This window comes from Microbacterium sp. (genome assembly GCF_029263575.1).
GTDB lineage: Bacteria > Actinomycetota > Actinomycetes > Actinomycetales > Microbacteriaceae > Microbacterium.
Genome location: NZ_JAJUFV010000020.1, coordinates 1 through 14,447, shown reverse-complemented (window position 1 = coordinate 14,447; position 14,447 = coordinate 1). Strand labels below are relative to the sequence as shown.

General features: G+C 66.8%; 14 protein-coding genes and 1 pseudogene. 4 read left to right on the top strand and 11 right to left on the bottom strand.

Features of this window, described 5'->3' with window-relative positions; translation table 11 throughout:
- Positions 1–113 precede the first annotated feature (113 nt).
- The gene (locus Q1J95_RS03710) at positions 114–5,501 is read left to right on the top strand and encodes a glycoside hydrolase domain-containing protein (protein ID WP_300265921.1); all 5,388 of its coding nucleotides are present in this window, start codon (positions 114–116) and stop codon (positions 5,499–5,501) included.
- Positions 5,502–5,540: 39 nt separating this feature from the next.
- Positions 5,541–6,011, top strand: a complete 471-nt coding sequence (locus tag Q1J95_RS03705; protein ID WP_300265920.1) for a hypothetical protein — start codon at positions 5,541–5,543, stop codon at positions 6,009–6,011.
- On the opposite strand, the gene Q1J95_RS03700 is transcribed toward Q1J95_RS03705, so the two are convergent.
- Genes Q1J95_RS03700 through paaA form a run of 6 tightly spaced genes read right to left on the bottom strand, consistent with a single transcriptional unit; the run spans position 5,998 to position 10,531 of the window.
- A complete protein-coding gene (locus Q1J95_RS03700; RefSeq protein WP_300265919.1) occupies positions 5,998–6,768 on the bottom strand; it encodes an enoyl-CoA hydratase/isomerase family protein in 771 nt (256 codons plus the stop codon). The genes Q1J95_RS03705 and Q1J95_RS03700 overlap by 14 nt on opposite strands.
- Positions 6,769–6,797: 29 nt before the next feature.
- Complete coding sequence (gene paaE, locus Q1J95_RS03695) at positions 6,798–7,907, bottom strand: 1,2-phenylacetyl-CoA epoxidase subunit PaaE (protein ID WP_300265918.1); 1,110 nt, start codon at positions 7,905–7,907, stop codon at positions 6,798–6,800.
- The gene (gene paaD / locus Q1J95_RS03690) at positions 7,904–8,398 is read right to left on the bottom strand and encodes a 1,2-phenylacetyl-CoA epoxidase subunit PaaD (RefSeq protein WP_300265933.1); all 495 of its coding nucleotides are present in this window, start codon (positions 8,396–8,398) and stop codon (positions 7,904–7,906) included. Before paaD ends, paaE begins: the two co-directional genes overlap by 4 nt.
- Before the next feature lie 26 nt (positions 8,399–8,424).
- Positions 8,425–9,252 carry a 1,2-phenylacetyl-CoA epoxidase subunit PaaC gene (gene paaC, locus Q1J95_RS03685; protein ID WP_300265917.1) on the bottom strand — a complete coding sequence of 276 codons (828 nt, stop codon included), beginning with the start codon at positions 9,250–9,252 and terminating at the stop codon, positions 8,425–8,427.
- Positions 9,249–9,554: a 1,2-phenylacetyl-CoA epoxidase subunit PaaB gene (gene paaB, locus Q1J95_RS03680; RefSeq protein ID WP_300265932.1), complete on the bottom strand. Its 306-nt coding sequence runs from the start codon at positions 9,552–9,554 to the stop codon at positions 9,249–9,251. The genes paaC and paaB overlap by 4 nt, the downstream gene beginning before the upstream one ends.
- Positions 9,554–10,531: a 1,2-phenylacetyl-CoA epoxidase subunit PaaA gene (paaA, locus tag Q1J95_RS03675; RefSeq protein WP_300265916.1), complete on the bottom strand. Its 978-nt coding sequence runs from the start codon at positions 10,529–10,531 to the stop codon at positions 9,554–9,556. Before paaA ends, paaB begins: the two co-directional genes overlap by 1 nt.
- Before the next feature lie 103 nt (positions 10,532–10,634).
- Between paaA and Q1J95_RS03670 the strand changes: the two genes are divergently transcribed.
- Positions 10,635–11,021 (top strand): hypothetical protein, encoded by a 387-nt coding sequence (locus Q1J95_RS03670; protein WP_300265915.1) that lies wholly within the window; start codon positions 10,635–10,637, stop codon positions 11,019–11,021.
- Between the two features lie 311 nt (positions 11,022–11,332).
- On the opposite strand, the gene Q1J95_RS03665 is transcribed toward Q1J95_RS03670, so the two are convergent.
- Entirely contained in the window at positions 11,333–12,466 is a 1,134-nt protein-coding gene (locus tag Q1J95_RS03665; protein ID WP_300265914.1) for a glycerate kinase, read from the bottom strand.
- A 3-nt stretch (positions 12,467–12,469) separates the two neighbouring features.
- Positions 12,470–12,628: a hypothetical protein gene (locus Q1J95_RS03660; RefSeq protein WP_300265913.1), complete on the bottom strand. Its 159-nt coding sequence runs from the start codon at positions 12,626–12,628 to the stop codon at positions 12,470–12,472.
- A 30-nt stretch (positions 12,629–12,658) separates the two neighbouring features.
- On the opposite strand from Q1J95_RS03660, the pseudogene Q1J95_RS03655 reads away from it, so the two are divergent.
- A pseudogene (locus Q1J95_RS03655) lies at positions 12,659–12,856 on the top strand (hypothetical protein); the annotation flags it as partial.
- Here Q1J95_RS03655 and Q1J95_RS03650 read toward each other — a convergent pair.
- The 3 genes from Q1J95_RS03650 to Q1J95_RS03640 form a co-directional block, all read right to left on the bottom strand.
- Entirely contained in the window at positions 12,853–13,065 is a 213-nt protein-coding gene (locus Q1J95_RS03650; protein WP_300265912.1) for a hypothetical protein, read from the bottom strand. The pseudogene Q1J95_RS03655 and the gene Q1J95_RS03650 sit on opposite strands and share 4 nt — an antisense overlap.
- Before the next feature lie 19 nt (positions 13,066–13,084).
- Complete coding sequence (locus Q1J95_RS03645) at positions 13,085–13,792, bottom strand: hypothetical protein (protein WP_300265911.1); 708 nt, start codon at positions 13,790–13,792, stop codon at positions 13,085–13,087.
- A gap of 71 nt (positions 13,793–13,863) precedes the next feature.
- Positions 13,864–14,447 (bottom strand): HNH endonuclease signature motif containing protein (locus Q1J95_RS03640; protein ID WP_300265910.1); only part of this gene is annotated, 584 nt, incomplete at its 5' end.

Here is a 14,447-nt window from a genome sequence, read left to right as displayed (position 1 = left end):
GACCGTGTTTGAGCACACTTTCTGCGCTCGCCGCGGCGTGGTAGTCTCGCCCGTGGAATGACAACGCTGTCAGGTTTCGCTTCCACCCACCACCGACGCTAGTGAGAACGCCCGTGCTCCTTCGCAACGCCCGAGTCGCCCTATCCTCTTCCACCACGACGGCGGTGGCGGTCGCCCTGATCGCCGGCAGCGCCGTGCCCGCGCAGGCTGCCGTCACGCCCGCGCTCGCCCCTACACTCGCCGCAACGGCCGCGCCCGTCACAGACGTGACCTCGCTGGTCGATCCGTTCGTCTCGACCGAAGACGACTTCGGTCAAGACCTGCCCGGAGCCCAGGCGCCCAACTCGCTCATCAAGATCAACCCGATGACGACGCCCGATCGCGCGCACAGCGGCTACGACTACGCCGAAGACCAGATCGCTGGCTTCACCCACACGAACCTCGACGGCGTGGGCGGCAGCGGCGGTGCGGGCGACCTTCTCGTCGTGCCGACCTACACTGACTACGCAGAGCGTCCTAGCCGCGACTCCTATGCCAAGGGCTACTCGCACGACGCCGAAGAAGCATCCCCCGGGTACTACAGCGTCGACCTCGAAACCGCCCAGGGCACGATCACCGCTGAGGCCACCGCCGACACCCGTACCGGGCAAGACCGCTTCGCCTTCGAGCAGGCCGGCGAAGCAGCCCTCGTCGTCGACCTCGCCAACAATTTCACCAACCGTCGGGGCGCGAGTCTCGAGGTCACGGCCCTTCCCGACGGTCGCGCTTCTCTCGCCGGCGACGTTGTCGGTTTCTTCAACGGCTACGAGTACCAACTGCACTATTACGCCGAGACGACCGAGCCCACCGCGGCTGTACGCACCTGGGGTGCCAGCCAGGCGCTCAGCGCCAGCACGATGAACCGCGAGGGAACCGACATCGGCGCGATCCTCGACTTCGATGTGGATGCCGGTGAGCACATCGGCCTGCGCGTCGCCATCTCGACCATCAGCGCCGAGCAGGCCCGCACCGATCTCGCCGCGGAGATGGGCGATCGCACCTTTGACGAGGTACGCGCCGACACCCTCGCCGCCTGGGACGCCCTGCTCAGCCGCGTCGCGATCGAGACGTCGGCCGACAGCGATCCTGACGGCACGCTGAGCAAGCTGTTCTACACGCACCTGTATCGGATGCTGGCATCGCCCGTGAACGCGACCAGCACGAGCGGCACCTACCGGGGGCTCGACGGTACGGTCCGCAAGGCCGAGGGCTACACGCACTACGACGGCTGGGGCTTCTGGGACGACTTCCGCAAGTACGAGGCGATCGCGATCGCGTACCCCGACATCTACGCCGACATGGCGCAGTCGATCGTGAACCTGTTCGGCAGCTTCACGGCATCCGGCGCCTCTCGCCTCGGCGACCTCACTCACTCGGTTCCCACCGTGCGCTTCGAACGCGCCGCCGTCGTGATCGCCGATGCGATCGCCAAGGGCGCGCAGCTGAACGGGCTCGACGAGGCCTGGGTGGGCCTCAAGCGCGAATCCGTTGGGCGCTACGCAGACCAGAGCAATGTCGAGCTCGGCTATATCGCCAACGAGGTCGACGAGACGCTCGGCACGGCCTACGACGATTGGGCGATGTCGACCATCGCCGAGGCGATCGGTCACACGGATGAAGCCGCGGCGTACCTCGACCGCGCGACGAACTGGGTCAACGTCTTCAAACCCGATGCCGTGGAGCTTCCCGACGGCACCCGCGTCGGCCTGAATACTCCGCGTCGCGCCGACGGCAGCTTCCTGGACGTCGACCCGGAGCGCTTCCAGGACGGCAACCTGTACCAGGGCACGCTCTGGCAGTACCACTGGTACATGGCTGCCGACATGGGCGGGCTCATCGAGATGATGGGTGGCAAGGAGAACACCCTCAAGGCGCTCAGCTACATGTTCGGCGAGCAGGCTCCCGACGAGGGTTCACGGATGCTGCACTCCAACGCGAACGAGATCGACCTGCAGTCTCCCTATCTGTTCAACTACGTCGGTGCTCCGTCGAAGACGCAGCACTGGGTGCGCAGCATCTACACGAAGGAGACGTGGAACCGCTACATCGGCACGAACTCCACCAGCCACGCCCCCTCGGGCGGCGGCGAGTTCACTCCGCCCGTGAAGCAGAAGGTGTATCAGCTCGATCCGCAGGGATTCCTGCCCACCATGGACAACGACACCGGCACGATGTCGTCGATGTTCGTCGCGGCCGGTCTCGGGCTCTTCCCCGTGCAAGCTGGTTCGGACGAGTACCAGATCGGCAGCCCGTTCTTCGAGCGCACCACCATCACCTACCCCTCGGGTAAGACCTTCACGATCTCGGCCGACGGTGTCTCGGCCGACTCGTACTACATCCAGTCCGCGACCCTGAACGGCGCATCCTTCGACCGCACCTGGGTGACGTACGACCAGATGATGGCCGGTGGCGAGCTGGCCTTCACGATGGGTTCCGAGCCGTCGGACTGGGCAGCCGACGGTGTCGCACCGCCGTCGCTGAGTGACCGGGTCGACAGCTCGATCTATCAGCAGGGCTCGGACATCACGCTCGATTCGCGCGAGTTCGTCGAGGCCAACAGCGGCGACGGAGCCATCGGCAACGTGCTGACGCTGTCTCTCGCAGAAGGCGCCTTCGCCGGCGCCGACGGCGATGACCTGGCCGCTTCGGGCGCAATCGAGGCCGAGGGTGTTCCTATCGGACTGACGCTCGCCGCCACCCGCGTCGACGACACGACGGTGGAACTGTCTCTCACCGGTGAAGCGGAATCACACGGACGCCTCGACAGCATCGACGACCTGCGTGTGACATTGACGGATGCCGCGTTCGCGCAGCATCCGGCATCCGATCGGCGCGCATTCGATCTGAAGGTGACCTTCGTCGGCGCGACCCTCAGCGCCGAGCGCCTGACGATGACCGCCGACGCCGAAGGCGTGCTCGAGGACTCGGTCACGCTGACGCTCAGCGGAGCGCGCTTCGCCGGCTCCGACGGACGCGACCTGATCGCCGACGGTGTTCTCGCCCTTCGCGGACTGCCTGCCGGGCTTTCGGCGCAGGCCGAGAAGATCGGACCGAGCAGCCTGGCGCTGCGCGTGCAGGGCACTCTGCAGTCTCGTGCTGGCGAGAACCTCGCGGGCGGATCCTTCGCACTGGCATTCTCGGATGCCGCATTCGAGGGCGTCGCCGCGTCCACCGTCGGCGGTGACGGCGTCGGCCTCAGCACGTTCACGGTCGCGATCGATCAGCAGTGGCGCTCGCAGCTGTCGGCGCTGTACGACGAGGTCAAGCACATCGTCAAGGGTGCCTATGCGTCGGTTCCCTTCGCCGCGTTCGATGACGCCCGCACGCAGGCCGCTCAGCTGCTGGCCGACGACGATGCCACGGAGAGCGAACTGAAGACCGCGTACTACGCGCTCGAGACCGCGGTCGGCAACCTCGGCATCGCCCAATCGCCGTATCGCAAGATGCAGGCGGAGGAGAGCGACAATTGGTCCGGCGGCGATCTTGCACGTGAGTCGAGCACTGACTCCAACGGCGTATCGCTCGGCAACCTGGGTGGTGTGAGCGACGGCAGCTGGATCGCCTTCGGCGACGTGAACTTCGACGAAGCGGTGCCCGAGAACGTCACGGTTCGCTACGTCAACAACAGCGGTCGCTGCTCGCCCGACTCGCGCGTCGAGCTGCGGCTGGATGCCCCCGACGGTCAGCTGGTCGACACTGTCGCTCTGCCCGCGACAGGCAGTAACTGGAACGCCTACGCCACGACGACGCACACCCTGACCGACCCGTCGCTGTTGGAAGGCTCGCACACCCTATACCTGGTGTTCGCGGGATCCACCACCGACAGCCGTCCGTGGATCGGCAACTTCGACTGGATCCAGTTCGGGTCGGACGGCGACGCCGCAGACCCGCACGCCGCGCGCATCGAAGCCGAAGGTTTCACGAGCAACAACGGCAACGGTCTCAAGACCGAGACGAGCACGGACGACGCGGGAAACCAGATCGGCAACGTCGGCGGCACGTGGGACGGTGGCATCCTCACCTACGAGAACGTCGACCTGTCGGCCCGTGCGTTCAGCACGGTGTCGGTGCGGTACGCCAACAACTCCGGTCGCACCGGTTCGGATGCGCGGGTCGAGATCCGTGTGGATGATGTCGCGAGCGAGCCGATCGCCACGGTGCCGCTGCCCTCGACCGGCAACAGCTGGAGCGCTTACCGCACCATCACGGTGGGTCTTCCCACGTCGGTGACCGGCACGCACACGCTGATCGTCACGATGCGCGCCGAGACCGATTCGGGGCATCCGTACGTGTCGAACTTCGACTGGTTCGAGTTCGCCGGTGCCGATTTCGCCGAACTGCGCGGCGCCATCGCGGCCGCGGAGGCCATTGAGGGCGATGGCGACCTGTACATTCCCGCGGACTTCGCCGTCTTCGAGCGCGCTCTGCACGACGCGCGTGTCACAGCGGCCGATGTCACCTCGTCGCAGACCGACGTCGACGAGTCGCTGCGCGTGCTCACGGCAGCGCAGGGACAGTTGGAGTGGACGATCATCCGCGAGCTCGCAGCCCTCATCACTGAGGCCGAAGCGCTCGACACCACCGCGTACAGCGAGCGCACCATCGCGGCGCTGAACCAGGCGATCACCGACGCGAAACAGGTGCCGGCCACCGCCACCCACGCGGAGTACACCGCGGCACGTGACGCGCTGGCGTCGGCGATCGAACGGCTCGCGCCGCCCACGGTTCCGGCGCAGCCTGCCGCTCCGCAGGCGGCGCTGACCGGCGCCGCTGCGATCACCGTGACGTGGGAGGAAGTGGCCGACGACGGTGGGTCCGACATCACCGAGTACGTCGTGACACTCGTCGGTGCGAACGGAGAGATCGAGACGGTCACGGCCGAGGCGGACGCCACGACCGCCGAGTTCTCCGGACTCGACGCCGGCGCCACCTACACCGCCACGGTGACGGCGGTGAACGGGATCGGCGCTGGCGCGGCATCCGCGGCATCCGACCCGGTGACCACGCAGACGGCGCCTGAGCCACCCGTGGCCGACGGGGACGACCTGCCCGACGACGCCCGCGGCCTCATCGATATCGTCGTGGTCGACGGGACGGTAACGGTGTCGGGGCTGGAGCCGACCCACTGGCACTTCCTCTACGTCTACTCAGAGCCGATCGCGCTGGGCTGGTTCGAAGCGGATGCCGAGGGCACGCTCACGGCGACGCTGCCGACGAACCTCGAAGCAGGAACGCACCGGCTCGCCGTGCAGAACGCCGATGGCGAGCTGCTGGGCTGGACCGAGTTCGTCATCGAGTCGGGTTCGACGGGCCCGGGTGGCGGGTCAGACGGCGATAACGGTGCTGATGATGACCTCGCCGCGACAGGGCAGAATGTCCCGATCGTACTGCTGGTGGTCGCGGGAGTGCTGCTGGTCGGTGGAGCGATCGTGCTCATCGTCCGCCGTCGCCGCCGCGAGTAGAACAGCGAAGGTGAGTCTCATGCCGGTACCCTCGGCGGTATGAGACTCACCAACCGCTTCGTGCGCATCTTCCAGTGGATCGCCCCGGTCCTGCTTCCGGCGTTCGTCGTTCTGGGGCGGGGACTGCTGGGCGCACCGCTCGGGTGGATGGCGGCGATCGGGATATTCGTCGCACCGCTGATGACGATCGCCATGTACGCCTCAGCGATCGTGTTCGTCTTCGATAGAGACGCCGCGGCGGCGAAGACCGGCCGGCTCGCCTACGACGTCTCCAACTATGTGCTCTGGGCGGCGCTGGTCGTCATGGGCCTCACGATTCAGGACGGCGGCGACATCGGCGAGTACGGTTCGGTGCTGTCGACGTGGGGTGTGATCAGCGACGACGCCACCCTGATCGTCTTCCCGGTCGCCATGGCGATCGCGGGCCTGGCCTGGCTTGCCACACTCATCACGGCGATCATGTGCGTGGTCGAATCGCGCACCGGACGTCGGGCGATCAGCGTCCGGTGAACTGCGGTCGGCGCTTCTGCTGGAACGCGGCGAAGCCTTCGCGGTAGTCGTCCGTGTCGCGCAGCGACGCCTGGTTGACGTTCTCTGCGGCCACGGCATCCCACAGCGACAGGCGCTCGTCGCGGATGCGCGCGATGAGCTGCTTGCTGGCGAGGAACGACTGGGTCGCGCCGTGCGCCGCGGCGGATGCTGCATCCTCCGCCGCCTGTCGCACCTCATCGGCGGCCATCACCTGCGAGAACAGTCCCGACTGCACGGCTTCAGATCCGCTCATGAGGCGGCCGGTGTAGATGAGGTCGAGCGTCTTGTGCGCGCCGAGCCGCTCGTAGAACAGCGCGTGCCCGCCCGAGTCGAGCGTCGCGCCGAGAGCGGCGAACGGCGACCCGATCTTCGCGGTATCGGCGACGTAGACGACGTCGGTGGCGATGAGCAGCCCGAGCCCGACGCCCAGGCACGCGCCGTGCGCGGCGGCGAAGGTGGGTGCGGGAAACGCCGCCATCTTCTGCAGCAGGGGCGTCACGAGCCCGCCTAGATATCCTGTGACGTCGTCGGTCTGCGGGTCGACGCCTGCGATGTCGCGACCGGCACAGAACGCCGGGCCCTCACCGCGCAGCACCAGCGCGCGAACGTGCGCCTCGGCCGCGTGATCATAGGCGGCGCCGAGGTCGGCGAGGGCGCGTTCGTCGAGGGCGTTGCGCTTGTCGGGAGCATTCAGCACAACGTGGGCGACATCGTCTGCGATGGTCAGATCGATCACGGGGACTCCTTCGCTCAGGGGCATTCGGTTCACACGTCGTAGTCGACGACGACGCGTTCGGCCGTCGGGTGGGATTGGCACGTCAGCACATAGCCGCGCTCGAGTTCATCCGGCTCCAGGGCAAAGTTCTGCGTCATGCGCACGTCACCGTCGACGACGCGCGCACGGCAGGTCCCGCACACCCCGCCCGCGCACGCGAAGGGCACATCGCCGCGCACGCGCAGGGCGGCATCGAGGATCGCCTCGTCTGCCGCGACGGGTGTCTCCACCGTCGATGACAGGCCGTCGAGCGTGAACTCGATACGGCGCATCTCATCGCCTTCGCGCGTGATCACGGGGCGACCGCGATCGACTCGGGGGCCATCGGCATCCGTCGTGAAGAGCTCGAAACGGATGCTGTCGCCGCCGACTCCGCGCTCTTCGAGCGTCGCGCGGCACAGCGTGACGAGCTCGAACGGTCCGCACAGGAACCACTCGGTCACCGAGGCCTGCGGAAGCAGTCCGTCGAGGATGGCGTTCAGCTTCTCGGCGTCGATGCGCCCCGACAGCAACGGCGCCGCGCGCTGCTCACGCGAGAGCACATGGTGCAGCGCGAGGCGAGCGGGGTAGCGGTCCTTCAGATCGGCGAGCTCCTCGAGGAACATCACGTCCTGCGTCGCCCGGTTGGTGTAGACGAGGCTGAAGCGTGCGGTCGGCGACGACGCCAGCACGTGCGAGGCGAGCGCCATCATGGGTGTGACTCCCGAACCCGCAGCGATCCCGGCGAGGTGTGCGTGGTCGAGGTCGGGCAGAGCCGTGGTGAACTTCCCCTCCGGGCTCATGACGTCGATGTGGTCGCCGGGGGCGAGGTTCTCATGCGCCCAGACCGAGAACAGCCCGCCCCGGTCGCGCTTGATGCCGACCGAGATCGTGCCCGGGGTCGGCGGACGGCAGATCGAGTAGCTGCGGCGCACCTCCCGCCCGTCGACGTGCGCGCGCAGCGCGACGTACTGCCCGGGCAGATAGTCGTAGTCGCCCTGCAGCTCGGGCGGCACGGCGAACGTCACCTCGATGCTCTCGCTGGTCAGCGGCCTGACGTCAGAGACCTCTAGCTCATGAAACCGGGCGCGACGGCGGGTTCCGACGTTCACGGCACTCATAGCACTTTGAAGTGGTCGAAGGGCTCCAGGCAGGCGCGGCACTCGTAGAGCGCCTTGCACGAGGTCGAACCGAAACGAGCGACCTCGCGGGTGTCGAGCGAAGCGCAACGCGGACACTTCACGGCCATGCGGAGGCGGATCGGGCCCTGTCCGATCGCCGAGCGCCCGGTAGGCGGAGCGATGCCGAAGTCGATGAGCTTCTGCTTGCCGGCATCCGTCATCCAGTCCGTCGTCCACGCGGGGGTCAACGTCAGCTTCACTTCGACGTCACCGAACCCGGCGGCGGTGAGGGCGAGGATGACGTCATCGCGCATGGTCTCCATGGCGGGGCACCCGCTGTAGGTCGGCGTGAGCGTGACGATGACGCGCTCGCCGTCGAGCTCGACTGCGCGAAGCACGCCGAGGTCTTCGAGCGTGAGCACGGGCACCTCGGGGTCGGTGACGGCCGCGGCGATGCGCCAGGCTTCGTCCCGATCCCGTCTCTGCTCCATCGACTGGCTCAGGGGGCGAAGGGGAGTCACCATGTCGCCCCCGGATGCTGCCTGGCGAGCACCTGCATCTCCGCGAGGATGTACGCCAGGGTGGGGAAGTGCTCGCCGCGTCGACCACCACCGGATGCCGTGGGTCCCTCGGGAACGCTCAATTCGGCTTCGTTGAAGACGGCTGCGATGACCTCGTCGAAACCCGCACGCAGCGCCGATGGCCGCGCGGCGATGCCGTCGAGCTCATCGAGAAGCGTTTCATCGCGGAACAGCTCGTCGACGTACGGCCACACATCTGTGAGTGCGCGGATGATACGCGTGCGCGATACTTCGGTGCCGCCGGCGAGGCGCAGCGTCCACTGGATCGCATGATCGCGGTGGTAGTCGACTTCTTTCAACGATTTCTCGGCGATCGCCGCGAGCGTCGAGTCGCTCGAGTGCTGCAGTGCCGAGTACAGCTCGAACATGTACGTCGAGGCGACTAGCTGGCGCATGATCGTCTGGGCGAAGTCGCCATTCGGCTGCTCGAACAGCCAGGCCGAACGAAACGCCGGCTCGTCTCGGAAGTACGCCAGGTCGTCTTCGCTGCGCCCGTCGGCGGTACCCGCATAGCGCAGCAGCGACCGGGCGTGCCCGAGCAGATCGAGAGCGATGTTCGCGAGCGCGACATCCTCTTCGAGCTCGGGGGCGTGGGCGATCCACGCGCCGAGCTGCTGCGACAGGACCAGTGCGTCATCACCCAGCCACAGGGCGTAGTCGGCGACGGGGGCGGATGCTACGGCATCCGTGTCTCCGGTGAGCTCAGCCGCGAGATCGAGCTCGTCGACGGTTACCGAGCCGTGCGGATCGTCGTGAGTGGTCATAGATGCGGCACCCCCTCGGACGCCGTGTAGTACACGGCGTGACGATAGTTCTTGCCCGCGGGGCTCTCGAACCATGCGCCCTTGGCGTCGGGGTCGCTCGTGGTGATGGCATCCGCCGGGACGACCCAGATCGAGGTGCCTTCATTGCGGCGCGTGTAGAGGTCGCGGGCGTTGCGCACGGCGAGCTCGGCGTCGGGCGCGTGAAGCGAGCCGACATGCACATGACTCAGCCCGCGGTTCGCGCGGACGAAGACCTCCCAGAGAGGCCAGGGTTCGGCGGAATCGGTGCCGGGAGTCGCCATCATGCTGCCTTCCCTGCCGCGCGCTCCGACTGCTTACGGGCATACGCGGCTGCGGCCTCGCGCACCCAGGCGCCATCTTCGTGCGCTTCGCGGCGGGCGCGCAGCCGCTCGGCGTTCATCGGACCGCGTCCGGCGAGCACCTCGAAGAACTCGGTCCAGTCGATCTCGCCGCCGACGTACTGCTGGGTCTCTTCGTCGAAGCGCAGGTCGGGATCGGGCAACGTGATACCGAGGATCTCGGCCTGCGGCACGAGCATGCCGATGAAGCGCTGACGCAGTTCGTCGTTCGAGAAGCGCTTGATGTTCCACGCCATCGACTGCGCCGAGTTCGGGGAATCGTCATCGGGCGGGCCGAACATCATCAGGCTCGGCCAGTACCAGCGGTTCACAGCATCCTGCGCCATCTGGCGCTGATCGTCGGAGCCTTTCATGAGGGTGAGCAGAATCTCGAAGCCCTGTCGCTGATGAAACGACTCTTCTTTGCACACGCGCACCATCGCTCGGGCGTACGGGCCGTACGATGCGCGACACAGCGGCACCTGGTTGCAGATCGCGGCGCCGTCGACGAGCCAGCCGATCGCGCCCATGTCGGCCCAGGTCGGGGTGGGGTAGTTGAAGATCGACGAGTAGCGGGCGCGGCCGGTGATGAGCTGGTCGGTCATCTCGTCGCGGGTGATACCGAGGGTCTGCGCGGCCGAGTAGAGATAAAGGCCGTGGCCGGCTTCGTCCTGCACCTTCGCCATGAGAATCGCCTTGCGCTTGAGGCTGGGGGCGCGGGTGATCCAGTTGCCCTCCGGCTGCATGCCGATGATCTCGGAGTGCGCGTGCTGGGAGATCTGACGGATGAGCGTCTTGCGGTAGGCAGCCGGCATCCAATCACGGGGTTCGATGCGCGAGTCGGCGGCGATGATCTCGTCGAAACGCGCCTGCTCGGCGTCGCTGCCGGCGGGTGTCTCGTGCGCTGTCGCCGTCGTCATCATCGCTCCTTCGCGTTTTACTGACCGATCGTTTAGTTATTTTCGCACATGCGGCCGAGTGCGACAAGGGCATGCTGAACGCCCGCGACAGTATGGTTGCAACATGCCGACGATCACTGTTCCTGAAGGTCTGCCGGGGGTTCGCCCGCCCGCGTCCTCCGTCGAGGTGGCGGCCGCCCATGAGGCGTTGCCGTCAGGACTGAACGCGCAGCTGCGTGCGCTCTTCGAATCCTGCGATGGGTTTCTGACGGATTCGGGTATCGCCGTGTACGAGACTGCCGACGTCGCCGAACGAAATGTCACGTTCGAGGTCGCGGAATACGCGCCGGGGTTCGTGTTGTTCGGAGATGACTCCGGCGGGCGTGGATTCTTGCTGCACGTGGCCACTCCGGACTCCCCGGTCTACGTCAGCGACCTGGGCGATCTTGATCCGACCCGCTTCGAGGTCGTCTGCGTTGACCTGGCGTCCTGGATCGCGGGTCTCCGCTGACGGATGGTGCATCGAGAATAGACGAAGAATTTTCTAGGAACTCGCTGCCCGGATTTTCCGTCTTTTGTCGCTCGTTGCGTTACTACAGTGGACGTTGCTCCAGAAGTAACAGCGGCGAGCACCAAACAGTTGATTTCTGCTCACGAGTTTCTCTGCAACCTTCGTCGACCTGGTTGATTCCCGCGCCTGCGAGTTCGGCGGTGAGACCTGCGCTCACCGTCACGGTGCGCTTGACCCGCGCTGCGCACACCGACTCTGCCTCGGTGACGACGCCATCGATCGGTACGCGTCCGCGTAGATAAGGTCGAAAGTCATGTTCGAATACTCTGAATCAGGGTTTCAGCGAGATCTTCCAAGAGGGCTCCGGCGTTGTCCATGCTCTTGGCGGGATCGGGTTCCAACTGCGAAAGCGCGTGAGCGCCAGCGAACCCGGCAGCGGCGATCTTCTCAGCCGACAGCACGGTGCGTCCGGCCACGGCGTATACCGGGATACCCGCAGCAGTGGCCGCCCGGGCCACACCGATCGGCGTCTTGCCCATCAGGCTCTGCTCGTCGAGACTGCCCTCGCCGGTGATGACGACATCAACACCGCTCAGGCGCGAGGAGAAGTCGGTGAACTCCAACACGACGTCGACACCCGCTCGGCGCACGGCGCCCAGCGCGATCGCCGCGAAACCGATGCCGCCCGCGGCACCCGCACCGGCAGTGTTCGCAGCTTCTGCGGCAGGTATGGCGAACGCGTGTTCGGAGCTCGCGAGCACCTCGACGAAGTTCGCAAGTGCAGCATCGAGCGCGGCGACGTCTTTAGGCGACGCGCCCTTCTGCGGCCCGAAGGCCGCCGCGGCCCCCTGCTCTCCCAGTAGCGGGTTGTCGACGTCACTGGCCAGGACCAGCTCGACGCTCGCCAAGCGCTCATCCAGTCCCGAGAGATCAGCGATCGCCAGCTGAGCAAGGGCGCCACCACCGAGCGGCAGCTCCGCGCCCCCCGACGACAGCCACCGCGCGCCGAGGCCCTGCACGAATCCCGCACCTCCATCGGTCGAGGCACTACCGCCGACGCCGAGCACGATGCGCCGGGCCCCGGCGTCCAATGCGGCTTTCACTAGCTGCCCGGTGCCCAGACTCGTCGTGCCGACGGCATCTTTCTCGCCGCCGGGAAGCAGACCCAACCCCGAAGCCCGTGCCATCTCGACCACCGCTTCGCCGCCGCGCACCGCGAAATCAGCCTCGATGATCTTGCCGGTGGGGCCCGCGACAGACGCCGTGCGCCGTTCGTAGCCGGCTGCCAGGGCCGCGTCGAGCGTGCCCTCGCCGCCGTCAGCGACCGGGATCGCCACAACGTCGATGGACGGATCGACGCGGTGCGCCCCCGAGGTGAACCTCTCAGCAACCTCGGGGGCCGTCAACGACCCTTTGAACTTGTCCGGGGCGATGACCAGTTTCATGTGTCAGACCTTAGTGAGAGAGAGGATTGCCGTCGGGGTATCCTCGGCGGTGAGTGCGAGCTCTTCGAACTCGTTCACGTTATCCAACGCGGTGCCCATGGCGATATTGGTCACCCGCTCGAGGATCACCTCGACCACCACAGGAACGCGATGCTCAGCCATCAGGTGCTGCCCTTCGGCGAATGCGCCGGCCACGTCGTCTTCGACCTGGAACCTTATGGCCTCGACAATCCGAACGAGGTCTTCTATGCCGCTGATCGCCCCTACGGTCTGATCGAGGCCGCCGTGACGCGCGAGGGCCAGGCTGAGGTGCCCGAGGCGTGGGAAGCGGCCGCCGCGTTCTGCTCAGCCGTGGGTTACTCGGGGTGTCGCCCGGTGGAAGTCGCCTAGCGCCAGGGCCGAATCGAGCGGATCGCTGCGATGAGAATCCCGAACGCGAAGATCGGGACGGCGGAGAACAGCGACCGCCAGTTGCCATTGAGCATCGGGAACGCGACGGCAACGATCAACCCGAGGGCGAAGATGGCGATGATGATCGCACGCCACCGGGCGTCGCTCTTGTCCCTGCTGCTGGATTCTGCGCTCACGGGTGCTTCCATGCGCTTCACTGTAGCGGGGTCACAGGCGCGACGCACCGTGACCCCGCAGAAACGCCTCGACCGTCGCACCGAAATCCGGATGATCCTGCGGTCGGTGCGTGTTGCCGCGCAGCTTCTGGTGGGATGCACCGCGTTCGACGAGCGCATCGGCGATCGTCTCGTATTCGGTGTTCCAGTCTCCGGTGATGACGAGGGTCGGTATCGCGGCGATCACCGAGGCGTCGACGTCGAATCCCCACGGGGGCTGCTTCTTCTCAAAGCTCGCGGCGATCGCGCGCTCGACGTCCCACTGCGCCGGGACGGCCTCACCGCCGAACATCAGTGGGCGCACGATCGCCCAGTAGCCGAAGAGGTCTCCGGCGCGTGCGCGTTCCCGCGCACGGGTCATGGTCTCGATGTGGTGTTCTATCGCGTCGTGCCCTCGCGCGATGTCGTACAGCGCGGGCTCGACGAGGACGAGTGCGCTGGGCGACAGCGCGCGCGCCGCCAGGGCGAGGAATACGGGAACCGCGCCTGCTGAGTGCGCGAAGATGACGCACCCTCCGGGAGCGAGGCCTGCGAGAGACGCGACGTTGTCACCCATCGGCTTTGTGAAGTCGAGGCTGGCGAACAGTGCACTGTCTTCTGATCGTGCACTGTCTTCTGATAGTGCGCTGTCTTTCGCGGGAGTGGCCGACGGCCAAGCGTCGCGACCCTTTCGGCCAGCTCCGTGAACGTAGACACGCATTCGGTCAGGGTACCGCCTGCGGGATCGCAGCGGTCGACGCTCGACGCTCGATGGGGCATGCCGCCGACGCGTCAACCTGCCCGTGCGCGTTCTCCTGCCGGTGCTCGTTCGCGTTCTCCTGCTCTGGCTTCTGCCCGTTCTCGTGCTTCTGCCCGTTCCCGTTCTCGCTCGCGTTCCCGTTCCCGTTCCCGTTCTCGCTCGCGTTCCCGCGGCCGAGGAACTCCCGCGGGGTGCCATCGTTGTCGGCCATCCCACCAGAGCGGACCTCTGATCTCGGGACGGCCGTGGTTCATGCGGATGCGCCACTCAGACAGGTGCAGGTTGCGGTGATGCCACCAGCACAGCAGCGTCCCGTTGTCAGTATGGGTCGGGCCCCCGTCGGCGTGCTCGGTGACGTGGTGGATCTCACACCAGGACGCCGGCACGGTGCATCCCGGGATGACGCACCCGCCGTCGCGGAGGGTGATGGCTCGCCGTTGGAGGGCGTTGAAGATCCGCGCCGAGGTTCCGAGCGCCGCGATTCTGCCGTTCTCGTCGAACAGCACGCGCTGGATTCCTCCTGCGCACCCGGTCTGCGCGGCGACTCGGGACGGGATGCGGTCGCCGGTGTTCAAAACGCTCGCCCATCCGCTGCCCGTGGCATAGTCATCGGCCG

What these genes read in the sequence shown, in the direction of transcription:
- Q1J95_RS03705 (WP_300265920.1), top strand. Translation starts at nt 5,541, where the DNA reads ATGAGACTCACCAACCGCTTCGTGCGCATCTTCCAGTGGATCGCCCCG.
- paaE (WP_300265918.1), bottom strand. Translation starts at nt 7,907, where the DNA reads ATGAGTGCCGTGAACGTCGGAACCCGCCGTCGCGCCCGGTTTCATGAG.
- paaD (WP_300265933.1), bottom strand. Translation starts at nt 8,398, where the DNA reads ATGGAGCAGAGACGGGATCGGGACGAAGCCTGGCGCATCGCCGCGGCC.
- paaC (WP_300265917.1), bottom strand. Translation starts at nt 9,252, where the DNA reads ATGACCACTCACGACGATCCGCACGGCTCGGTAACCGTCGACGAGCTC.
- paaB (WP_300265932.1), bottom strand. Translation starts at nt 9,554, where the DNA reads ATGGCGACTCCCGGCACCGATTCCGCCGAACCCTGGCCTCTCTGGGAG.
- paaA (WP_300265916.1), bottom strand. Translation starts at nt 10,531, where the DNA reads ATGACGACGGCGACAGCGCACGAGACACCCGCCGGCAGCGACGCCGAG.
- Q1J95_RS03670 (WP_300265915.1), top strand. Translation starts at nt 10,635, where the DNA reads ATGCCGACGATCACTGTTCCTGAAGGTCTGCCGGGGGTTCGCCCGCCC.
- Q1J95_RS03665 (WP_300265914.1), bottom strand. Translation starts at nt 12,466, where the DNA reads ATGAAACTGGTCATCGCCCCGGACAAGTTCAAAGGGTCGTTGACGGCC.
- Q1J95_RS03660 (WP_300265913.1), bottom strand. Translation starts at nt 12,628, where the DNA reads ATGGCTGAGCATCGCGTTCCTGTGGTGGTCGAGGTGATCCTCGAGCGG.
- Q1J95_RS03650 (WP_300265912.1), bottom strand. Translation starts at nt 13,065, where the DNA reads ATGGAAGCACCCGTGAGCGCAGAATCCAGCAGCAGGGACAAGAGCGAC.
- Q1J95_RS03645 (WP_300265911.1), bottom strand. Translation starts at nt 13,792, where the DNA reads ATGCGTGTCTACGTTCACGGAGCTGGCCGAAAGGGTCGCGACGCTTGG.